The organism is Trichococcus paludicola (genome assembly GCF_003052295.1).
Lineage (GTDB): Bacteria > Bacillota > Bacilli > Lactobacillales > Aerococcaceae > Trichococcus > Trichococcus paludicola.
Window position 1 is genome coordinate 423,302 of the sequence record NZ_QBLC01000002.1, and the last position, 18,789, is coordinate 442,090.

An 18,789-nucleotide genomic window follows, 5' to 3' on the forward strand; every position below is an offset into this window, starting at 1 on the left:
CATAAAACCAGCGGGATATGCTAAAATAGCAGAAGCACTTGTGAATTATTCGCTTCAACTATCAGGAGCGTTCCCTCACGGTCAGCCGACTCTGCAGGAATGCCAAAAAATTACCGGTTCATAAGGAGGAATGTGCAGCATGCTGAAGCGTTTCACAACTCTATCCCCGCAAAAAAATATGCTTTTCCTTTCGTTCTTACTGCCTTTATTTGTAATGACGGTCATTTATGCCACCATGGGAGTTTTTCCTTTCGGCAATAGCACATTGCTGACGGTCGATCTCGGCCAGCAATATGTAGATTTTTTCAGTTATTACCGCACAACCTTATTGTCCGATCCTTCTGCCTTTTTCTTTTCGTTCACAAAATCATTCGGTGGAGAAATGCTGGGGTTGTGGGCTTATTATCTGATGAGTCCTTTCAATTTGATTTTTCTGATGTTTCCGCAGTCCCTGTTGCCCTTGGCGGTTACCCTCTTGATTTTGTTGAAGGTTTCCGTGTCGGGTTTGACTTTTGCTCATCTGTTGATTTCCCGCTTCGAAGGAAAAGGTTTGTTAGTTCCGTCCTTCGCATTGAGCTATGCCTTGATGGGTTATGTCATCGTCAATCAATTAAACGTCATGTGGCTGGATGGGCTCGTTTTCCTGCCTCTGATCATTCTTGGTTTGGAAAAACTGATGTCGGGTGACAGTGGTCTGTCTTACAGCTTATTTCTGAGCGTGATGTTGATTTCCAATTATTATATCGGATTCATGATATGTGTTTTCCTGGTCTTCTATTACCTTTTCGTGTTTTCAAGACAAGAGGTTGTTGGCCCGAATAATCTGAAGGCGCAGCTGAAACACTTCTTCATCCAATCAGCCCGATTCATCGGTTATTCTTTGCTGGGAGCTGGTTTTGCCTCCGTCTTGCTGCTGCCAACTTTTTATTCGCTCTTGGGGAGCAAAGCAAGTTATGCCAATAATCTGATCGATTGGAGTTTCGCCTATGATCCTTTCGAAGTCGTTTCAAAGTTTTATATCGGGGCTTTCAATTTCGACCAGATGCCTAGCGGACATCCCAATCTCTTTATCGGCACTGTCGCTCTGACAGCGTATATCTATTATTTTTTCCATCCCGCCTTCTCCAAAAAAGAACGGTTCACGTCGCTTGTGCTGACCGCCCTCTTTTTTCTGGCGATGAACGTCCAGTTTCTGAATAAAATCTGGCATGCCGGACAATACCCAATCTGGTACCCTTACCGCTTTTCGTTCACAGTTTGCTTCTTTTTCCTGTTGAACGGTTTTCGGGCGTTGCGTACCTATCGTCCTTTTCCCTTTTCGCTGGCCTGCTCTCTTTTGATTGCGAATGCAGTCACCGCCATATATGTGCTGAAAATGGATTTTGAATTTCTGGAGCCTGTCCAGGTATTGATCACAGCAGTCGTTTCTGTGCTTGTCCTAGTGTTGCTGATGCTCAGGGATCAGCCCCGAAAATGGCTGACCTATGCTTTGCTTTTCGTGGTCACCGCAGAGATGACGGCCAACGCAGCCATCGATTTGTTTCGATTAGGCTACGTCAAGCAGGACGAATTCGCCGATTATCAAACGAATCTGAATACGATGTTGGCGGATGTGCGGACACCCAAAGATACGTTCTACCGGATCGAAAAAACGTTCCAACGCTCCAAAAACGACAGCTTTCAAGCCAATTATGCCGGAATCAATCATTTCAGCTCTACTTTCGAAAAGGAGATTCCCGCCTTGTTCGGATCATTGGGTTTTCCGGACGGGAACGGGTTTATCGTTTACTCAACCGGAACTTTGTTTACGGATGCACTGTTCGGCGTGAAATATTTCATTCAGGACAAGAAGTTGCCGGAAACATTTTATGACCTCAATGACGGCTTATATCGGTTGAACCGTAACTCCACCCGCCCGGATTTGACCCAGTACAATTTGTATTCCGAAACGGATAGATCCACCACCTACGAAAATCCATATGCTTTGTCATTGGCATTCGGGGTTTCCGAAAGTGTATTGGAACTTGATTTGATCGAGGATCAGCCCATATTGATGCAGGAACAGCTGCTGGATGCCTTCAACAATCAGGAAAGCATCGAACCTTATTTCTCCTTGCGTCCGTTCGATTCCAACGTTTTTCAGAATGTCACATCCTCTGCCGGTGATGCACAGAACACAACCTACTATCGGTCTGTGGATGGTGCCATCTCCAGGATCGAATTCCAGTTCACGCCTACGAGCGATAATCCTTATTATCTGATTCTGGATGCGGGCATCGACGACGATGATGCGACTCTTTATGTGAATAATGTTAAGTTGGATTATTATACGACCTTCCGGAATGATCAGGTCATCAACATCGCAAGCAACCAACAGGGTGAAAACATCACCTTTACAATCGAACTGCGCGAGGATTCGATTCGGGTACAGGACCTGAAACTTTACGAATTGAACAAAGCTCTGTTTGAGGAAACCATTTCATCCCGTCAAGCGGAAAGCATGAGGATCTCCTCGTTCAGTCAGACGCACATCACAGGTTCCGTCACTATTGGGGATAGAAATGAAATATTGTTGACGACAATCCCTTATAGCCAGGGCTGGGAAGTGACAATCGATGGTGAAATGGCCAAAACGGCAACCGCTCTGAATGGTCTGCTGGCGGTGCCGATCAGCGCAGGCAAACATACCATCGCGTTGACGTACCGCACCCCCTATCTGATAACCGGACTTTCAATCAGCGTCGTTTCAATCGCTGGTGCCTTATTATTGAGAAAATATCGTAAAAATAAATAAGAAAAGCGGTTGGGGGCAAAATCCCAGCCGCTTTTCTTGTCTATTTCAGGGCTGAACGAACCCGCTCAGCTTTTAGTCATTTTGGGAACCATGGGAAGGCCGGTCCCAAAAAACTATCCACAATCGAATTATTGTTAAGATATTGCGCGACTATGAATAGAATTGTAAAGAAGATTCATAGTGCCAGAGCACTTAATAGAAAAGCATTCATCTATGATTCCTCTTCACACATATATGAAATCGCCACAGTACCGACACCGGCGCTCATTCCGACGATTGTAGAAATGTTCATGATATACTCCGGTTCCTTGCCAAGCAAAGCGACGCTGCGCTTCCGATAGGCTTCAGCTTTTTCGGGATTATTGGCATGCACGATCGCATATCTCGAAATCTTCTCCTGTGCATTCACCTTTTCCAGCAAGCGGAACAACTTCTTTTCATTCCCTTTTTCGCTGAAGGCTTTTTCGGCTATCGAACCTTTGCCTTTCGCATCGATGGACACGACAGGTTTGAGGTTGATCGTCATCGCCGCCATCCCGGACACTTTGCTTAACCTTCCGGATCTCACCATGTATTTCAGGTTGTTGACGCTGACGAAGATATTTGTGCGGTCCCTCAAGCGTTCAATCGCTCCAACGATTTCATCAAAAGGCGTTTTCGCCGCAATCATTTCTGCCGCTTTCATGACAAGCAACCCTTCCGCACCTGAATTCCGCTTTGAATCGATCACGGCAATTTTTTTGCCTTCATGCAGTTTTTTCGAGACAGCATTTTGGAACACGCTGTTGGTTCCGCTCTGCTCTTTCGCAACAGTCAGAATGATGACTTTATCGTAATGAGAGAGCACCGTGTCTAGATATTTCTCTACAACAACCGGATTCGGCTGTGAACTCTTCGGGTATTCGATGGCTTCTTCCAATAAAGGATAGAAAAGTTCTGGGGTCATCGTCACCTTATCAAGATAGGAAGTGTTGTCAAAATTCAAGTTAAGCGGCAGCATGTGCACTTGGTAGCGATCCAGCATTTCCTGCGGAAGATCCGCGATCGAGTCCGTGATCAGTGCCGTGTCATATTTCCGGTCAAAGGCTGATTCGTTCTGTCTGACCATATCATCCGCCTTCTGCTGCAGGATAATGCCTTTTTTGCGCAAAACCTGGAATACTTGTTCCGGCGCATTGGCGTGAATATGGATCCTGGCTTTGTGGTTATTGCCTGCCACAATCAAGGAATCTCCATACAGTGCCAGTTCCGCTCTCAGTGCTTCCAGATTAATCGAATCCGCTGACAACAGCGCTTCGGTACAGTAGCGATGGCGAATCTCCCCTTGACTATGGATCAATTCCTCATTGAAAGAAAGATCTTCCGGTTCATCGCTGACCTCCAAGTCCACCTTCCCGGTGCGCAAAAATGTTGCAAATCCTTGCAGAAAGTAGACAAACCCCTTCGCGCCGGAATCGACGACTTTGGAGTCTTGAAGCACTTTTAAACGAGAAGTTGTCGCTTCCAAAGATTTGTTGGCCGTGATCATCGATTTTGAAAACAATTCGGAGAAGTTAGTCGAAAGGTCTTTATGGCTGTACACCGCATCCGCCCATTCCCGGATGACGGTGATGATTGTCCCTTCCACCGGATCGGAAATCGCCTGATAGGCATAAGGAACCGCATTTTTGACCGTTTCTGCAAATGAAGGAATGGTTATCGTCTCCTCATCCATCAGACTGAGAAAGATCCCGTTGATGTATTGCGCAATGATGATACCGGAATTTCCCCTGGCACCCGTCAAAGCAGCATCGGCTATACTGTTCATGGTTTCCTTAACGGATCCGGAGATTCTCGCATCCAAGATGATCGCATGCATGGTTGAAGAAAGGTTGCTGCCAGTGTCCCCGTCAGCGACCGGAAACACGTTGATTTCATTCAGGCTGTTTTTGTTTTTTATGACCTCCTGTGCACCCGACACAAAAGAATAGTAAAGATTTTCGCTGTCCAATTTTGAAATATCCATTGGTCTTCCCCCATCCGCTCTTAGGCTTTTTTGGTTGCTCAAAGAAATCTTTGTGCCGCAACATATGTGATGCCTGCAGTTGCAGCGTTCAAAAACGTTCCCCAGGCCAAATCGATCAGGGTAATCGTAATCGGCCAATCTTTCAAAGTGGCCAGATTGGTCAAATCATAGGTCGCATACGCGATCAATCCAAAAAAACCGCCGGCCAAAATGGCATATTGCAGACTTTCTTTCAAAAGCGCTGGATGAATCACGAAAAATACGAGACCGCCTATGAACAATAAATAGAAGATTATTGCTGCCCCCCAATTGACATTCGGGGCCATAAGGTGACCCAAATACTTGCTGTAAATATTTTTGGATAACACGCCCAACCAGACAATATCCACTAAAAAGAACACAAAAAATGTCAAGAAATACAATTTGATGCTGTCCATCATTTCTTCCTCCCTTTCGTTACCCGTTGTTGTTTCAGCTTCCGATTCTTTCCGTCAAAATGCCGTCTTTCATTACATAAACTTTATCACAATAGTCTATCAAACGCTCATCATGCGTCACCATGATGGTAGCCTTTTTCTTCAGTTTTGTTTCCCGCGCCAAAATCTCCACCACTTCGAAAGCCTTTTGCGTATCCAGACTGGCTGTCGGTTCATCCGCAAGAATGACAGCAGGGTCATGGTAGAGGGCACGGGCGATAGCGACTCGTTGCCTCTGGCCTCCGGAGAGGTCACTCGGAAATTTATTTTTCAATTCGAAGATACCCAATTCTTTCAATAAGTCATCCCGTTTTTGTTTATCCACTTTGCTACGTTCGACTTTATTGGCCAAATGCAATTGATCCTGGACAGTCAGAAACGGGACCAGATTCGAGGCTTGGAGTATGAATCCGATCTCCTCGAACCGTAATTTTGCTCGTTTCTTCTCGCTCACATCACTGAATGGATTGCCGTTGATCAGCACCCGGCCTTCAGAAGGCGACTGCAATCCACCTGTAATGGTCAAAAATGTACTTTTACCCGATCCACTCGGCCCGATGATTGCGACAAATTCTCCGGCTTCAACAGCAAGATTGGTTGACTTCAATGCGTCGATCCTCAATTCGCCTTCCCCAAATGAACGGGATACATCTATCAATTCGATTAATTTCATATGCTCACTCCTATCCGATTGCTTTCAATGGATCGATTTTGACTACTGCTCTTACTGAAAATGCGCCGCCGACCATGGCCATGATGACCAGCAAGGCCGCAATGACGCCCAGGAAATTGAGGTTCGTTTGGTAAGGGACAGCTGCCGGCAACACCATAGCCGTTGCGCCCGTCAACAATAACCCGATGCCGACTCCCATAGCAGCCAATAAAAACGTTTGGATGACAACCGATTTTGCGATATAACCGCTCGAAATCCCTTGCGCTTTCATGACACCGAACATACTGGTTTTCTGCATAGTCAGCACATAGATGAAGATTCCGATCACGACGGCAGCGATGACGATCAGAAAGCCGATCATCAGTCCAAACGTCAACACTTGGGCAGTGTAGCCCGGAATTTCACTGATGTAGTCAGCAATCGAATAGATTTTCAAGTCCGAGCTTCCTGTGTCCACATCAGCGATGGCATCACCATTGTCCCGAACAACGATGGCACTGACGCGCCCTTCATCCGATTCGTCAATTTGTTCAAAGCGGACTTCCTGATAAGAACTGACTGTTGTATAAAGCACGGGTGCGACGCTGAATCTGGCATCTTCCGTAAAACCGACAACCGTCACTTCTTTGTCGGAACCCGCGAGCTGCAGAATGTCGCCCAACTCGATGCCCTCTTCTTCCTTCAGACTGATGTCGGCAACGACCTCATCATCGCTTTGGAAGGGCGCCCCTTCGATTACTTCAGGCATCAGGAATTGATCCGCTTCGATTCCGAAGAACGTCGTATCGATCTTGGCATCATCACCTGATGTTCCTTTTTTGTTGACGACATTCGGCGCGATCCCGATTACCGCAGCCTCATCCGCCGCAACTTCATTGATCGCACCTTTCGGGAGCATGGACATGTTGATGTTTGTATTCGATTCGTCCGTCAGAATGATGCCGTCCGCATCCCATTTATCTACGCTGGTTCGATTGTCCTGGGCCAATCCATAGGCAAGGCCCACCAAAAAGAACACCAAGTAGGACACCAGCACCATGACGCCGATGATCAACGAAAACCTTGTTTTTGCATGCTTAATTTCTTTCCAAGCTAAGAACATTTTTACAACTCCTTCATTTCTTCAGTTTTTTATCTATCGTTGAGGAAAAATATCTTGATGCCTCAAACAAGATGTCTGTCCAGTTCTAGCCTGCATGGTCATCTGCCTGATTCATCGCGGTATTCAGTATTTTCAACTGTTTCATCAAGAATAAGCCATCGATGCCCTCGAGGTTACAGGCATTCACTTCGGATAAAACAGACAAATGGATTGCTCTCTTAGAAGTGATGCTTTTCTTACTCAAGGAAATGATCGTAGCGCGCTTATCCAAAAGGGACGTTTCTTTCGTGAGCCAGCCTTGTTTCTCGAGACGATTCAAGATGGGATTCAACGTTCCCATACCCATCCCTAAACGCTCCCCAATGTTTTTGATCAATACTTTGTCTTCATCCCATAGAGCAAGCAAAACGAGGTACTGCGGGAATGTCAAATGGAATTCTTTCAAAGCGCGGTTATACATTTTGCCAAAAGCATTTGCAGCCCGATAAACCTCGAAACAAAGCTGATCCTCAAGCGGCCTTTCAAAAATAGATTCATCCATCCCGATACCGCCTCCTTTCCAAATTTTCCTCATCGATTAATATATATCTTACAAGATATATATTAATCGATAGAATCCGGAAAGTAAAACATTCGCCCTTGGAAGTGCCCAAAAGTGAAACCAGTCCTGAATCACAATATTTTGATAGTAAAAAAAAGGATTCAGAGCGGTTGCCCTGAATCCTTTAAGTGGATTGCAATAACTTTGTTGCTTATTTTGCGGCTGCTAAACGGCTGTTGACTTCATCCCAGTTCACAAGGTTCCAGAATGCTTTGATGTACTCAGGACGGACGTTTTTGTAGTTCAAGTAATAAGCATGTTCCCATACATCAAGACCTAAGATCGGCGTTTTGCCTTCACTGATCGGTGAATCTTGGTTTGGTGTAGATGTGATTTCCAATTTACCATCGGAAACTACCAGCCAAGCCCAACCGGATCCGAAACGACCCACTGCTGCTGCTGCGAATTTTTCTTTCATAGCATCAAAGCTGCCGAATGCTTCTTCGATTCCGTCCTTGACAGCTCCTGTAGGTTCTCCGCCTGCATTAGGCGCCAAAACTGTCCAGAATAAGCTGTGGTTTGCATGTCCGCCACCGTTGTTGCGGACAGCCGTACGGATGTCTTCCGGAACGCTGTTCAAGTCAGCCAATAATTCCTCAATCGTTTTTTCAGCCAACTCAGGGTGTTTCTCCAATGCTGCGTTCACATTCGTAATGTAGGTATTATGATGTTTCTCATGATGCAAATGCATCGTTTCCTCATCGATGTATGGTGTCAAAGCGTCGTACGCGTAAGGTAATGCCGGTAATGTAAAAGCCATGATAAATTCCTCCTAAAATAGTTTAGTGATTTCTGACTGATTTCACTGTATCATCAATTGCTCACTTTATCAAAAATAAAGCCTCGAAGCCGTAGCAATTTTTGATTGCTAAATGAATCCATTTTCGATAGACTGGACAAGTATGATGCAGAAAGCGGTGATCACAATCTCAATCGTCAGTTTAGTCAAAGACAGTTTTATGGATCCAAAACAATTGTTGGATGCCAAGGCATTAAAAAAAGGCTCTGCCTTTTTGCTCTTCTTCTTGCTCTCTCTAACCGTCAGCATCCCTCTGTTTCTCGATGGGTACGCCACACTACAAAAATTTTCGGCAGATGCAGGTGTGATAGCGGATAAAATACCTTCATTCACTATTTCCGACAACGAATTGCAGTTGGAGAATGCTACGGAAAAAGGATTCATCTACAAAACCGATACAGTCCTGTTGGCTTTCGATAGTCAGGAAGTTTACACGCAGAGGGAAATCGAAAAAGAAATGTCATCACCTGTTTTGATTTTGAGCCTCGTATTTTCAAAGGATGCCTTCACCCTTTACGCTCAAGATGTGCCCTTCAGGTTGCCCTATGAGCAGGCAGATGACCTGACGGACCAGTCGTTCAAAAAGTTGCTGCGCAATTTTTCCAGCGATCAGCTTTTTTCCGGCGTGATCATGCTTTTGTTCAGTCTTTTCATTTCTTCGTTCAGTGTGCTTCTGACGCTATTGATAATCGCGCTGTTCGCGAATGTATTGACAGGATTCATGCGAAAAAAACTCCCTTTCCGCGAAATACTGAAGATGGCGTTGATAGCCTCCGTAGTCCCGTTAGTTTTCTTTAGTCTATTGAACGGATTCGGCCTCTACCCGATGATTCAGGATGAAGCGATTGCTCTCATCGGTATGTTCTATTTCTACAAAGCCCTTAAAGAATAGCACGGGAAGCCGTAATTCTTCAGTAACATCCGGTTCCTGCCCAAAAAGAGGCCGCAGCACATGATCGAAAGATCATCTTGCTGCGGCCTCTTTTTTGTATTGAAAGTATAAATTATTTGAATGCAAAAGTGCATCACAGTGTTTCCTTAATAAGGGCTGAACGAACCCGTTCTGCTTTTCTTATCTTTTACCCATGGTTGCGGGTTTGGCTTGCTCTTCTTTTGCGTTTCTGTTGGCTGGCGATATTTTCTTTCAATTTGCGTTTGTAGCCAGGCTTCACTTGTTTCTTAGCCTTGTTTACCATTCCGCGGATGCGGTGATCGGGTTCCAATTGACTCGGAGCGTTTCTCATCTCACGGCGTTTTCTTTCGTACGTTTCGACAAGTTGATCTTTTTCGATAGCGACCGGTTTGAAAACAACACCGTACTTCTCCAGATCGTCGATTGCCTTTTCCTCACCGGGTGCGTACAAAGTGATCGCAGTTCCTTTTAAGTTGCTGCGTCCCGTTCTGCCCGTACGGTGTACGAAAAATTCCATGTCCTTCGGCAATTCATAGTTGATGACGTGTGACACGCCTTCGATATCGATGCCGCGTGCCGCTAAATCGGTAGCCACCATGAATTGGTACTCCATATTATGGACTCTTCTCATGATGCGTTTGCGTTCACGAGCCGGCACATCGCCATGCAAGACAGCGGGCTGAATGCCACGTTGTCTCAGTCCATCAGCGATTTCCTCGACATTTTGTTTTGTATTGGCAAAAATCAAGGCCAGATACGGTTCCCCCATTGTCAACACTTGGTACAGAACATCAATTTTTGCATGGCCTTTAGTGGACAGCAACAGATTATCGATTGCCGGTGCAATGATATGTTCCGGTTTCAATTGGACAACGACAGGGTTTTCGACATATTTCTTCAAGAAGCCCTTCAGTTTTTCAGGGATCGTAGCGGAGAATACCAGCATCTGCAGTTTCTCCGGCAAGCGGCCGGCAATCTGATCGACATCATGCAGAAAGCCTAGATCCAGTGTCATATCCGCCTCGTCAATGACCATCTTTTTAGCTGTATGGATCTTAAGTGCTTGCTCATTGATCAGGTCAAGGATTCTGCCCGGAGTCCCGATGACGATATGCGGTTGGTTGTTGACTAGTTTCGACATTTGACGTTTTTTGTCTGTGCCGCCTACGTAGCTGACGATACGGATTTCTTCGGGCGCGTTTGAGACCAGTTGACTGGCTGTCTGATAAAGTTGTTCAGCTAGCTCACGGCTAGGTGAAGTGATGACAACTTGGACTTCATTTTTTGATGGATCAATGCCATCGATCAAGGGCAGCAAGAAGCTATGGCTTTTCCCTGTTCCTGTCTGCGATTGACCAATCACGCTCTTACCGGTTCGAATGATCGGGATAATTTGTTTTTGGATATCGGTCGGTTCTTTGAAATTCAATTTGCTGATTGCTTCCAGCAAAAATGGCTTCAATTGAAAGTCTTTAAATTCCACGTTTACACCTCTTGTTTTTCTTCTGCGTATTTTATGCCTTACCATTATAACACATGCGCAAGGTTTAAACCTTAATTTCAAATAAGAATTTGAAAATCAAACGCGTAAATTTATTCGCAATATATTTACACAAGCAAGCGAAAGCATCCCGTCAAAGATACCTTCAACATGAAAACAGACGCTTTCTTTCATTGCCAACCGTATTTGATAATAGTATAATGATATAATGAATAGAATCTAATCATAATAAAAGGGGGGCATGTAATGATTACCCAAAATACTGCTCTGTTCACTATTTTCGGAGCAACTGGTGATTTGGCTCACCGTAAACTGTATCCATCATTATTTCGCTTATACAAAAAAGGATTTATTAAAGATAATTTTGCCGTTATCGGAACAGCGCGACGCGATTGGTCCGATGAACATTTCCGTGAAGTGGTCTTGGATTCCATCAAAGATTTGACTGAGGATACGGAAGACGCTGTTTCTTTCGCAGCCCATTTCTATTACATCGCCCACAACGTCAACGACTCGGAACACTACGTCAAATTGAAGGTCTTGTCCGAATCCTTGGATGCCAAGTATTCGCTGTCAGGTAACCGTATTTTCTATCTGGCGATGTCTCCTGAATTTTTCGGTATCATTGCCGAAAAACTGAAAGAACAAAAACTGATCACAGAAGACGGATTCAACCGCTTGATCATCGAGAAACCATTCGGGCGCGATTTCGTATCCGCGGATGAGCTAAATACTAAGCTGCGCAAATCGTTTGACGAGAACCAAATCTTCCGTATCGATCATTATTTGGGCAAAGAAATGGTGCAGAACATCTCTGCCGTCCGTTTTTCCAATATGATTTTCGAATCGCTGTGGAACAACAAGTACATCGACAATGTTCAGATCACCCTCTCCGAGACCGTTGGCGTGGAAGAACGCGGTGCTTATTACGACAACAATGGCGCTTTGCGCGATATGGTGCAAAATCATATCCTTCAGATTGTTGCCTTGTTGGTTATGGAACCGCCGCTTTCCTTGCAAGGCGAAGATGTCCGTTCCGAAAAAATTAAAGCTCTTCGTTCCCTTCGTCTGTACAACACACCCGAAGAGGTCAACCGCAACTTTATCCGGGCCCAGTACGCCGGAAACCCTGCAAAAGCATTGCAAGCCTACCGGGAGGAACCTAACGTCAACCCTGCTTCATCAACCGAAACCTTTGTGGCCGGTAAAATATTAGTCGATAATTTCCGTTGGAAAGGCGTTCCTTTCTACATCCGGACCGGTAAACAAATGGCTTCTAAAGAAACATACATCCATATTCAGTTCAAACACGTCTCGATGAACATCTTCCCTACAGAAGGCGTCGACGAAATCGCTGAACCGAATGTACTGACAATCCATGTTTCTCCGCTCGAAGGCTTCTCCTTACGCCTGAACGCCAAGCGTGTCGGTCAAGGAACTGAGATGAAAAATATTCGCATGCATCACATCTACGATGAGGAAACGCAAGCAAATAGTCCTGAAGCATATGAACGCCTCTTATTGGATTGCCTGAACGGCGATCCGACCAACTTTTCCCATTGGGATGAAGTCGCACAATCTTGGCACTTCGTTGATGAAATACGCAAAGTTTGGGACGCCCAAGAAGATTGCTCGGATACCCTTTTCGCGTATGAGAGCCACTCGATGGGTCCAAAAGAAAGCGACGCTTTGCTTGAGCAGGACGGTTTCCACTGGACTGAATTCAACTGGAGTCAAAGTTACAAAGAAAAACAGGAAAACGAGTAAAACCAAAAGCCGTACAAAAGCGTTGTTTCGCTTTTGTACGGCTTTTTTTGATTCAAGTCTGCTTCATTAATGCGTATTCTGCCATTCGATCGCCAATTCTTCCAATTCCAAAATGATGTCGTTTATTTCCGACTCATCCTTCGCATTCGCTCCACTCGCAAGCGGGTGGCCGCCCCCGCCGTGCTGTTTGGCGACCTCATTGATGATGGGACCTTTTGAGCGCAATCTGCAACGATAGGTACCGTTCGGTTGCTCCACAAAAATCCCCCAGCATAAAACGCCCTCTACAGTACCCGGTAACGGGACAACCGGAGCAGTATCGCTGTCGACCGCACCGAATTTCCCAAGGATTTCTTGGGAGAGGATGATGCTGGCAACCCCGACATCATTGATTGTCAAACTCTGCAGGACGAACCCTGACAAATTGGCCGTTTTCAAAGAATTTGTATTCATCATTTGACTGATATCCGACGCGGAAAAATCAAACTGCATCAGTTTGGAGGCTATTCCCATAGTCACTGCTGTAGTCGCCGGATAAAGGAATCTGCCTGTATCACCGACGATGCCGGCATATAAAAGTCGCGCTGCTGCAGTGTTCATCGGCAGCTTGTCCTCAGTTGAAAAAGAAATTTTTGCGATGATTTCGCTGCTGCTGCTGGCTTGCGTCTCCACAAGGCAAATATCACCGTAGGGATCTTCATTCGGATGATGATCGATTTTGATCAGATAATCCCCTTTGACAAAACGTTTGTCGCTGACTCGGGGCTGATTTGCGGTGTCCGTGACAATCACCAAAGCACCTTCATAGGCCTCATCCGGTATGCTGTCCATGCTGCCAAGGTAGGAAAGGCTGTCTTCATTTTCGCCGACAACGAATACTTTTTTCTCAGGATAGGCTTGCCTGATCAAGTTGGCGAGGCCGTTCTGAGACCCCAACGCATCCGGATCCGGACGCAGGTGCCGGTGGATGATGATGGTGGCATACTCTTGAATTTTACTTATTATATCTGCATAAATCGGATTTCCCACTTACTTACCTCCTAGGATTTTTCCATCAGTTGGCAAATGACGATCGCTTTGCTGACCAGTGAATTTTCTAAATAGACTTCGACATCCAATTTGGATGATCTTCTGCCCAACTCCAATATTTTAGAACGTATCTCAATGACGCTGTCTATCTGGATCATCTTCAATTGATAGATGTCCATCTGCTCGATGACAGCATTCCGTTTCTGTAAGGTATATAAGATTTTCTTGGTTGTGCTCGCCAAAACTTCGCTCAGCACTCCGAACGACACGGTCCCCAGACTGTTCGTCATTTGCGGTGTAATCCTGAAGCGATAAGCGGGTAAGCTGTCTCCTTCTTCCGAGCTGGTCAAGGATAGGTTTTCTACAACTTGGTCCTCGATTGTGTTGCCGACTTGCGGCTGACGCTGCGCAAGCTGCATGGCCTTCATGACATCCTGGCGCGAAATGATGCCCAGCAGTTGCAGGTTATCTTTCACCACAGGCATCACTTCCAAGCCATCCCAGATCATCCGGTGCGCCACACTCGCTACACTCATGTGCGTTTTTGCGACTATCGGATCCCGGGTCATTACCCGTTCAAGTGAAAGTGTATCTGCTTTTCCCAGGATGTCTTTCGCTGTGATGATGCCCACAAGGCGCATATTGTGATTGACGATTGGAAAACGCGAGTGGGTGCTTTCGGTATTGAGATTACGGTATTGGAAAACGGTGTCGTCCAACGAGAGAAATTTCGTCTCATCTATTGGAGTGTAGATATCCTCCACCAACATAATTTCTTTTTTGATCAGTTGATCCGTCATGGCGCGGTTGATCATTGTCGCTACGGTAAAGGTGTCATAGGTTGTGCGCAGTATCGGCATTTCGACCTGATCAGCCAAATGGACGATGCCATCATCCGTATCGAACCCCCCCGTAATCAGGACAGCTGCGCCTTTCTCCAATGCGAATTCCTGGATATCGTTCCGGTTACCGACGATCATAAGCGATCCGGGTGAAATGTATCGCTCCATCGCTTCGCGTTGCATAGCGCCGATGATGAATTTGCTCAACGTCTTATCCAGGCCTTTCTTGCCGCCCAAAATATCCCCATCGATGATTTTGCAGATCTGGCCGAAAGTGAGCGTTTCGATGTTCTCTTTCGACTTGCGTTCGATCCGGATGGTGCCTACCCGCTCAATAGTTGAAACCAATCCTATATTCTCTGCATCTTTGATGGCGCGGTAAGCCGTCCCTTCAGACATGTTCAAATTTTTAGCTATCGTGCGGACGGAAAGCTTTTCTCCGACCGGCAGCGTTTCGATGTATTGAATGATTTGCTCGTGTTTCGTTGCCATAGTGCACTCCCTTGCTTTCTTTATTATATTGAAATGAAATCTCCCGGTTGCATGATGAGGCCGACTCCATCATCCAAAAGGGACAAAAAATCATTCGGATCCTGCTTGATCAACGGAAACGTGTTGTAGTGGATTGGAACTGCCATTCGGGGTTCCAAAAACGCCACAGCTTTGGCGGCGTCTTTTGGTCCCATCGTGTAGTTGTCTCCAATTGGCAGAAATGCCACATCGATCGGATAATCTTTCCCAATCAATTTCATATCGGAAAACAGCGCTGTATCGCCCGCATGATAGATCGTTTTACCTTCAGCGTTCAGGAGGATGCCGGTTGCCAACCCAAATGTATAAGGAAGGCCATCCACAGTCATTGCCGACCCATGGATGGCCTGGGTCAGTTTCACATAACCGAAATCGAAGAGATGCCCTCCGCCCGGTTGCATGCCATGTGTACGGAATCCTTTCGCGGCAAAATAGCCCGCCAGTTCAACAGTCGAAATAATCAGCGGATTTGTTCTGCGCGCGATCCTTTCTGTATCACCGACATGATCACCGTGTGCATGTGTCAATAGGATCACATCGCAAAGTACCGTGTCCGGATCCAGGTCGCTCAGTGGGTTTCCCGACAGGAACGGATCGATCAGCAGATGCTTTTGTTCCGCCGTTTCGATGCATACGCAGGATTGCCCGTGAAAAGATATCCTCATGCGATTCCTCACCTTTCTCTTTGACAAAAAACTGTATTATTCAGTGTTCATCGTATCATGAAACAGTTTATTAGTACAACTAAAAGCGAGTGCTATTAGTTTGTTCTGCATACATTAAAAGGCCTTCCGCATAGAAGGCCTTTTAATGTATTATTCATCATCCTAAAGCGACGTCAAGAATCATCATGACTGAGAAGCCTACCATAAGTCCCATCGTGGCGATATCGCTGTTGCCGTTCGTTTGCGACTCCGGTATCAGTTCTTCGACGACAACAAAAATCATGGCCCCGGCAGCGAACGCAAGTGCGTACGGCAAAATTGCACTCATCGATATGACGGCGGCTGCCCCGATGACTGCCGCAATCGGCTCAACGATGGCGGAAAGCTGGCCGTAATTGAAGGCCTTCATCCTGCTGTTTCCATCAGCCCGGATTGGCATAGACAAGGCCGATCCTTCAGGTATGTTCTGGATGCCGATACCGATTGCCAGACCGATGGCACTCAATAACGTATTATCCTCGGATATGCCGGCTGCCACCGCACCAAAACCGACCCCGACTGCCAAGCCCTCGGGAATGTTATGGATCGTGATTGCAAGGAACAACAACAGGTTTCGGGAAGCTTGTGTCTGCGGACCTTCCCGGTGTTCCATCGGTTCACCTAAGTGCAGATGGGGAACGATTTTATCCGTCATGCGTAGGAACACGCCACCCAACAAAAAACCGATTGCTGCTGGAACCCATGATAAGCCGCCGTAGCCGTTCTCTTCGGCATGGGATATGGATGGGGCCAATAATGACCAAAATGATGCCGCAATCATGACCCCGGCAGCGAAGCCGCTCATGACGTCAAGAACTTTGCGGTTGACGGATTTGAAGAAAAACACAAACGAGGCACCTATGATGGTACAACCCCAGGTGAACAACCCCGCTATGAATGCTTGCATAATTGGATTTAATTGACTGAATGACTCTAACATGATTTTTATCTCCCCTTTATAATGAAATGATGAATGATTTCTATAGATGCGTCGTGTCCCATAATGGCAACTGAATGTTCTCATAATGGATTGGGTCGAGTTGTGTGACGGTTATCCCCAATAAACGTACGTGCCGTTCTATCGTGCCGTGGTCCAACCACAGTTCCCAAGCATGACGGAAAATATCCTCTGCTTGGGAAAAATGATCGACACGGGTCTTTCTTCTGGTTATGGTATCGAAATCAGCGTAGCGGATTTTCAATACAATCGACCGACCGTGCAACTTATTGGTGTGCAGGGCTATTTGGACAGCCAGAGCGATTTGTTTCAGTTCCATTCTGACCTGTTCCTCATCAGTCAGGAATTGTGTAAAGGTGTGTTCTTTCCCGACTGATTTCCTTTCTCTTTCGGGCTCCACAGCTCGGTTGTCAATGCCTCTGACCCGTTGATACAGGATATATCCATGCTTGCCGAATTGCGAAATCAGTTCACTTTGATCAAAAAGATAGAGATCTTCTCCAGAATGGATGCCCAATAGCTTCATCTTTTCGACAGTTTTCTTGCCGACGCCATAAAACTTTTCGATGGGTAGCCCCCGCAAAAAATCGGCTGCATCGGTTGGTGCGATAACAGTCATGCCAGCCGGTTTGCGGAAGTCTGAAGCAATCTTTGCAATGAATTTATTGTAGGAAACACCGGCCGAGCAAGTGAGACCCGTTTCCTGCCAGACTTCTCTTTGGATTTGTCGGGCAATCATTGTCGCACTGGACAGATTCTGCTTATTCTTGGTGACATCCAAATAGGCTTCATCAAGCGACAAAGGCTCTATCAAATCGGTATAGCGCGCGAATATCCCTCTGATCTGTTGGGAAACAGTCTTGTAATGACCCATGCGCGGAGCAATGAAGATAGCATCCGGGCAGAGTTCAAAAGCTTTCTGCGCACTCATTGCCGAATGGATGCCGAATTTCCTGGCGGCATAATTGGCTGTGGTCACAACCCCCTTGCGCCCGGTATCTCTCGGATGATTCGCAATGACGATCGGTTTGCCGCGATGTTCCGGATGATCCCTTTCCTCGATTGAAGCGTAGAAGGCATCCATATCCACGTGGATGATTTTTCTGCTTTTATCATTTTCGGGTTCCTTGAAGGTCAAGATCCCAATCTGCATACTGTTCTCCTTGTATTGAACTGCTTTATTGAACGTGAATTTTACTTGCTGCTTTGAAGCTGATTTGGTAAGACTGGTGATTCTGGGCCTCAAAAGTATACGGGCCTTCGTACGGTTCCACGTTCGTCAACAGATAAGGGATGCTTAACTTTACGTCCTTGTTGAGCAAATACGCCAGAAATTCCTGATCGTCATCAACTTCCCTGATGATGAAGCGGCTGCCGACTTCCAGCTCGATCAATGGTTTGCTCTCATAAACTTCGATCCGGCCCTCTTTGTCGGGGATCACGCCCCCATGCGGATCATATTTAGGAAAACCTAGATAGGCATCCAAACTATTGATCAACCGATCCGAGGAGACATGCTCCAACAGTTCCGCTTCGTCATGTACTTCATCCCAGTTGAAATCCAATTTTTCCGAGAGGAACACTTCCCAAAGTCGGTGTTTCCGGATCAGCTTATTTGCGATCAATTGGCCTTTGTCGGTGATCTGCACCCCTTGGTACGGGATGTGGCTAATCAGGCCATCCTTGAGCAACTTGACGGACATTTCGGTGACAGAAGCGGCAGATACGGATAAAGCCTGCCCGATTTGCTTATTATTGACAAGCTGTTTGTCTCCACCCAATTCCATGATCACTTTCAGATAATCCTCTTTGTGCGGCGTCATGCGCTCCCTCCTCTTTTTAGGTTTACCTAAACTACATTTTATATTATACGACAAATTCACTTGATTACAAGCCTAAAACCCACAATAATCCGTTCGCTGTCAGTATATACCCTGCTTCAGCAACAGAATATGTTGGCTGGCTACAAATTGGCGGAACCTGTTGGACAATACGGACAATACGGCGTGCCCAGGCTGTTACCTGATCATGAAAATTTTTTTTAATCGAGTAGGAGGAGCCTTTAGGCTCCGACCTCTCACACCACCGTGCGTA

General features: G+C 46.1%; 16 protein-coding genes. 3 read left to right on the forward strand and 13 right to left on the reverse strand.

The genetic code is table 11. From position 1 onward, the window contains the following. Positions 1-139: 139 nt before the first annotated feature. The gene (locus tag C7R56_RS04755) at positions 140-2,794 is read left to right on the forward strand and encodes a YfhO family protein (protein WP_159072159.1); all 2,655 of its coding nucleotides are present in this window, start codon (positions 140-142) and stop codon (positions 2,792-2,794) included. Between the two features lie 211 nt (positions 2,795-3,005). On the opposite strand, the gene C7R56_RS04760 is transcribed toward C7R56_RS04755, so the two are convergent. The 6 genes from C7R56_RS04760 to C7R56_RS04785 all read right to left on the reverse strand — a co-directional run bounded on the left by C7R56_RS04760 (position 3,006) and on the right by C7R56_RS04785 (position 8,411). Continuing rightward, positions 3,006-4,799 carry a DAK2 domain-containing protein gene (locus C7R56_RS04760; RefSeq protein WP_107995428.1) on the reverse strand — a complete coding sequence of 598 codons (1,794 nt, stop codon included), beginning with the start codon at positions 4,797-4,799 and terminating at the stop codon, positions 3,006-3,008. A 38-nt stretch (positions 4,800-4,837) separates the two neighbouring features. After that, a complete protein-coding gene (locus tag C7R56_RS04765) occupies positions 4,838-5,239 on the reverse strand; it encodes a DUF2177 family protein (RefSeq protein ID WP_199902981.1) in 402 nt (133 codons plus the stop codon). Between the two features lie 31 nt (positions 5,240-5,270). Next, the gene (locus C7R56_RS04770; RefSeq protein ID WP_107995430.1) at positions 5,271-5,948 is read right to left on the reverse strand and encodes an ABC transporter ATP-binding protein; all 678 of its coding nucleotides are present in this window, start codon (positions 5,946-5,948) and stop codon (positions 5,271-5,273) included. Between the two features lie 10 nt (positions 5,949-5,958). After that, complete coding sequence (locus C7R56_RS04775) at positions 5,959-7,050, reverse strand: ABC transporter permease (protein ID WP_107995431.1); 1,092 nt, start codon at positions 7,048-7,050, stop codon at positions 5,959-5,961. 85 nt (positions 7,051-7,135) lie between these two features. Then, positions 7,136-7,591 (reverse strand): MarR family winged helix-turn-helix transcriptional regulator, encoded by a 456-nt coding sequence (locus tag C7R56_RS04780; protein WP_107995432.1) that lies wholly within the window; start codon positions 7,589-7,591, stop codon positions 7,136-7,138. Between the two features lie 211 nt (positions 7,592-7,802). Then, positions 7,803-8,411, reverse strand: a complete 609-nt coding sequence (locus C7R56_RS04785) for a superoxide dismutase (RefSeq protein ID WP_106448676.1) — start codon at positions 8,409-8,411, stop codon at positions 7,803-7,805. Positions 8,412-8,553: 142 nt separating this feature from the next. On the opposite strand from C7R56_RS04785, the gene C7R56_RS04790 reads away from it, so the two are divergent. After that, entirely contained in the window at positions 8,554-9,342 is a 789-nt protein-coding gene (locus C7R56_RS04790) for a DUF1189 family protein (protein WP_159072160.1), read from the forward strand. Positions 9,343-9,529: 187 nt separating this feature from the next. On the opposite strand, the gene C7R56_RS04795 is transcribed toward C7R56_RS04790, so the two are convergent. Beyond that, a complete protein-coding gene (locus C7R56_RS04795; RefSeq protein WP_407701477.1) occupies positions 9,530-10,846 on the reverse strand; it encodes a DEAD/DEAH box helicase in 1,317 nt (438 codons plus the stop codon). 264 nt (positions 10,847-11,110) lie between these two features. Between C7R56_RS04795 and zwf the strand changes: the two genes are divergently transcribed. Beyond that, positions 11,111-12,631, forward strand: coding sequence for a glucose-6-phosphate dehydrogenase (gene zwf / locus C7R56_RS04800; RefSeq protein WP_107995435.1), 1,521 nt, complete (start codon positions 11,111-11,113; stop codon positions 12,629-12,631). A gap of 66 nt (positions 12,632-12,697) precedes the next feature. Here zwf and C7R56_RS04805 read toward each other — a convergent pair whose 3' ends face one another. From C7R56_RS04805 to C7R56_RS04830, 6 genes are all read right to left on the reverse strand, one after another. Continuing rightward, on the reverse strand, positions 12,698-13,660 hold the full coding sequence (locus tag C7R56_RS04805; protein ID WP_107995436.1) for a DHH family phosphoesterase: 963 nt from the start codon (positions 13,658-13,660) through the stop codon (positions 12,698-12,700). 11 nt (positions 13,661-13,671) lie between these two features. Further along, positions 13,672-14,994 carry a DRTGG domain-containing protein gene (locus C7R56_RS04810; RefSeq protein WP_107995437.1) on the reverse strand — a complete coding sequence of 441 codons (1,323 nt, stop codon included), beginning with the start codon at positions 14,992-14,994 and terminating at the stop codon, positions 13,672-13,674. A 23-nt stretch (positions 14,995-15,017) separates the two neighbouring features. Continuing rightward, positions 15,018-15,698: a metal-dependent hydrolase gene (locus C7R56_RS04815; protein ID WP_107995438.1), complete on the reverse strand. Its 681-nt coding sequence runs from the start codon at positions 15,696-15,698 to the stop codon at positions 15,018-15,020. Positions 15,699-15,855: 157 nt separating this feature from the next. Then, a complete protein-coding gene (locus C7R56_RS04820) occupies positions 15,856-16,677 on the reverse strand; it encodes a ZIP family metal transporter (protein ID WP_086985266.1) in 822 nt (273 codons plus the stop codon). Positions 16,678-16,717: 40 nt separating this feature from the next. After that, entirely contained in the window at positions 16,718-17,848 is a 1,131-nt protein-coding gene (dinB, locus tag C7R56_RS04825) for a DNA polymerase IV (RefSeq protein WP_107995439.1), read from the reverse strand. 25 nt (positions 17,849-17,873) lie between these two features. Further along, a complete protein-coding gene (locus C7R56_RS04830; RefSeq protein WP_107995440.1) occupies positions 17,874-18,518 on the reverse strand; it encodes a metal-dependent transcriptional regulator in 645 nt (214 codons plus the stop codon). Between the last annotated feature and the right edge of the window lie 271 nt (positions 18,519-18,789).

Excerpts from the sequence above, each read along its gene's own strand:
- C7R56_RS04810 (WP_107995437.1), bottom strand. The coding sequence starts at position 14,994 with ATGGCAACGAAACACGAGCAAATCATTCAATACATCGAAACGCTGCCG.
- C7R56_RS04780 (WP_107995432.1), bottom strand. The coding sequence starts at position 7,591 with ATGGATGAATCTATTTTTGAAAGGCCGCTTGAGGATCAGCTTTGTTTC.
- C7R56_RS04765 (WP_199902981.1), bottom strand. The coding sequence starts at position 5,239 with ATGATGGACAGCATCAAATTGTATTTCTTGACATTTTTTGTGTTCTTT.
- C7R56_RS04785 (WP_106448676.1), bottom strand. The coding sequence starts at position 8,411 with ATGGCTTTTACATTACCGGCATTACCTTACGCGTACGACGCTTTGACA.
- C7R56_RS04770 (WP_107995430.1), bottom strand. The coding sequence starts at position 5,948 with ATGAAATTAATCGAATTGATAGATGTATCCCGTTCATTTGGGGAAGGC.
- C7R56_RS04820 (WP_086985266.1), bottom strand. The coding sequence starts at position 16,677 with ATGTTAGAGTCATTCAGTCAATTAAATCCAATTATGCAAGCATTCATA.
- dinB (WP_107995439.1), bottom strand. The coding sequence starts at position 17,848 with ATGCAGATTGGGATCTTGACCTTCAAGGAACCCGAAAATGATAAAAGC.
- C7R56_RS04815 (WP_107995438.1), bottom strand. The coding sequence starts at position 15,698 with ATGAGGATATCTTTTCACGGGCAATCCTGCGTATGCATCGAAACGGCG.
- C7R56_RS04830 (WP_107995440.1), bottom strand. The coding sequence starts at position 18,518 with ATGACGCCGCACAAAGAGGATTATCTGAAAGTGATCATGGAATTGGGT.
- zwf (WP_107995435.1), top strand. The coding sequence starts at position 11,111 with ATGATTACCCAAAATACTGCTCTGTTCACTATTTTCGGAGCAACTGGT.
- C7R56_RS04755 (WP_159072159.1), top strand. The coding sequence starts at position 140 with ATGCTGAAGCGTTTCACAACTCTATCCCCGCAAAAAAATATGCTTTTC.
- C7R56_RS04790 (WP_159072160.1), top strand. The coding sequence starts at position 8,554 with ATGATGCAGAAAGCGGTGATCACAATCTCAATCGTCAGTTTAGTCAAA.
- C7R56_RS04775 (WP_107995431.1), bottom strand. The coding sequence starts at position 7,050 with ATGTTCTTAGCTTGGAAAGAAATTAAGCATGCAAAAACAAGGTTTTCG.
- C7R56_RS04760 (WP_107995428.1), bottom strand. The coding sequence starts at position 4,799 with ATGGATATTTCAAAATTGGACAGCGAAAATCTTTACTATTCTTTTGTG.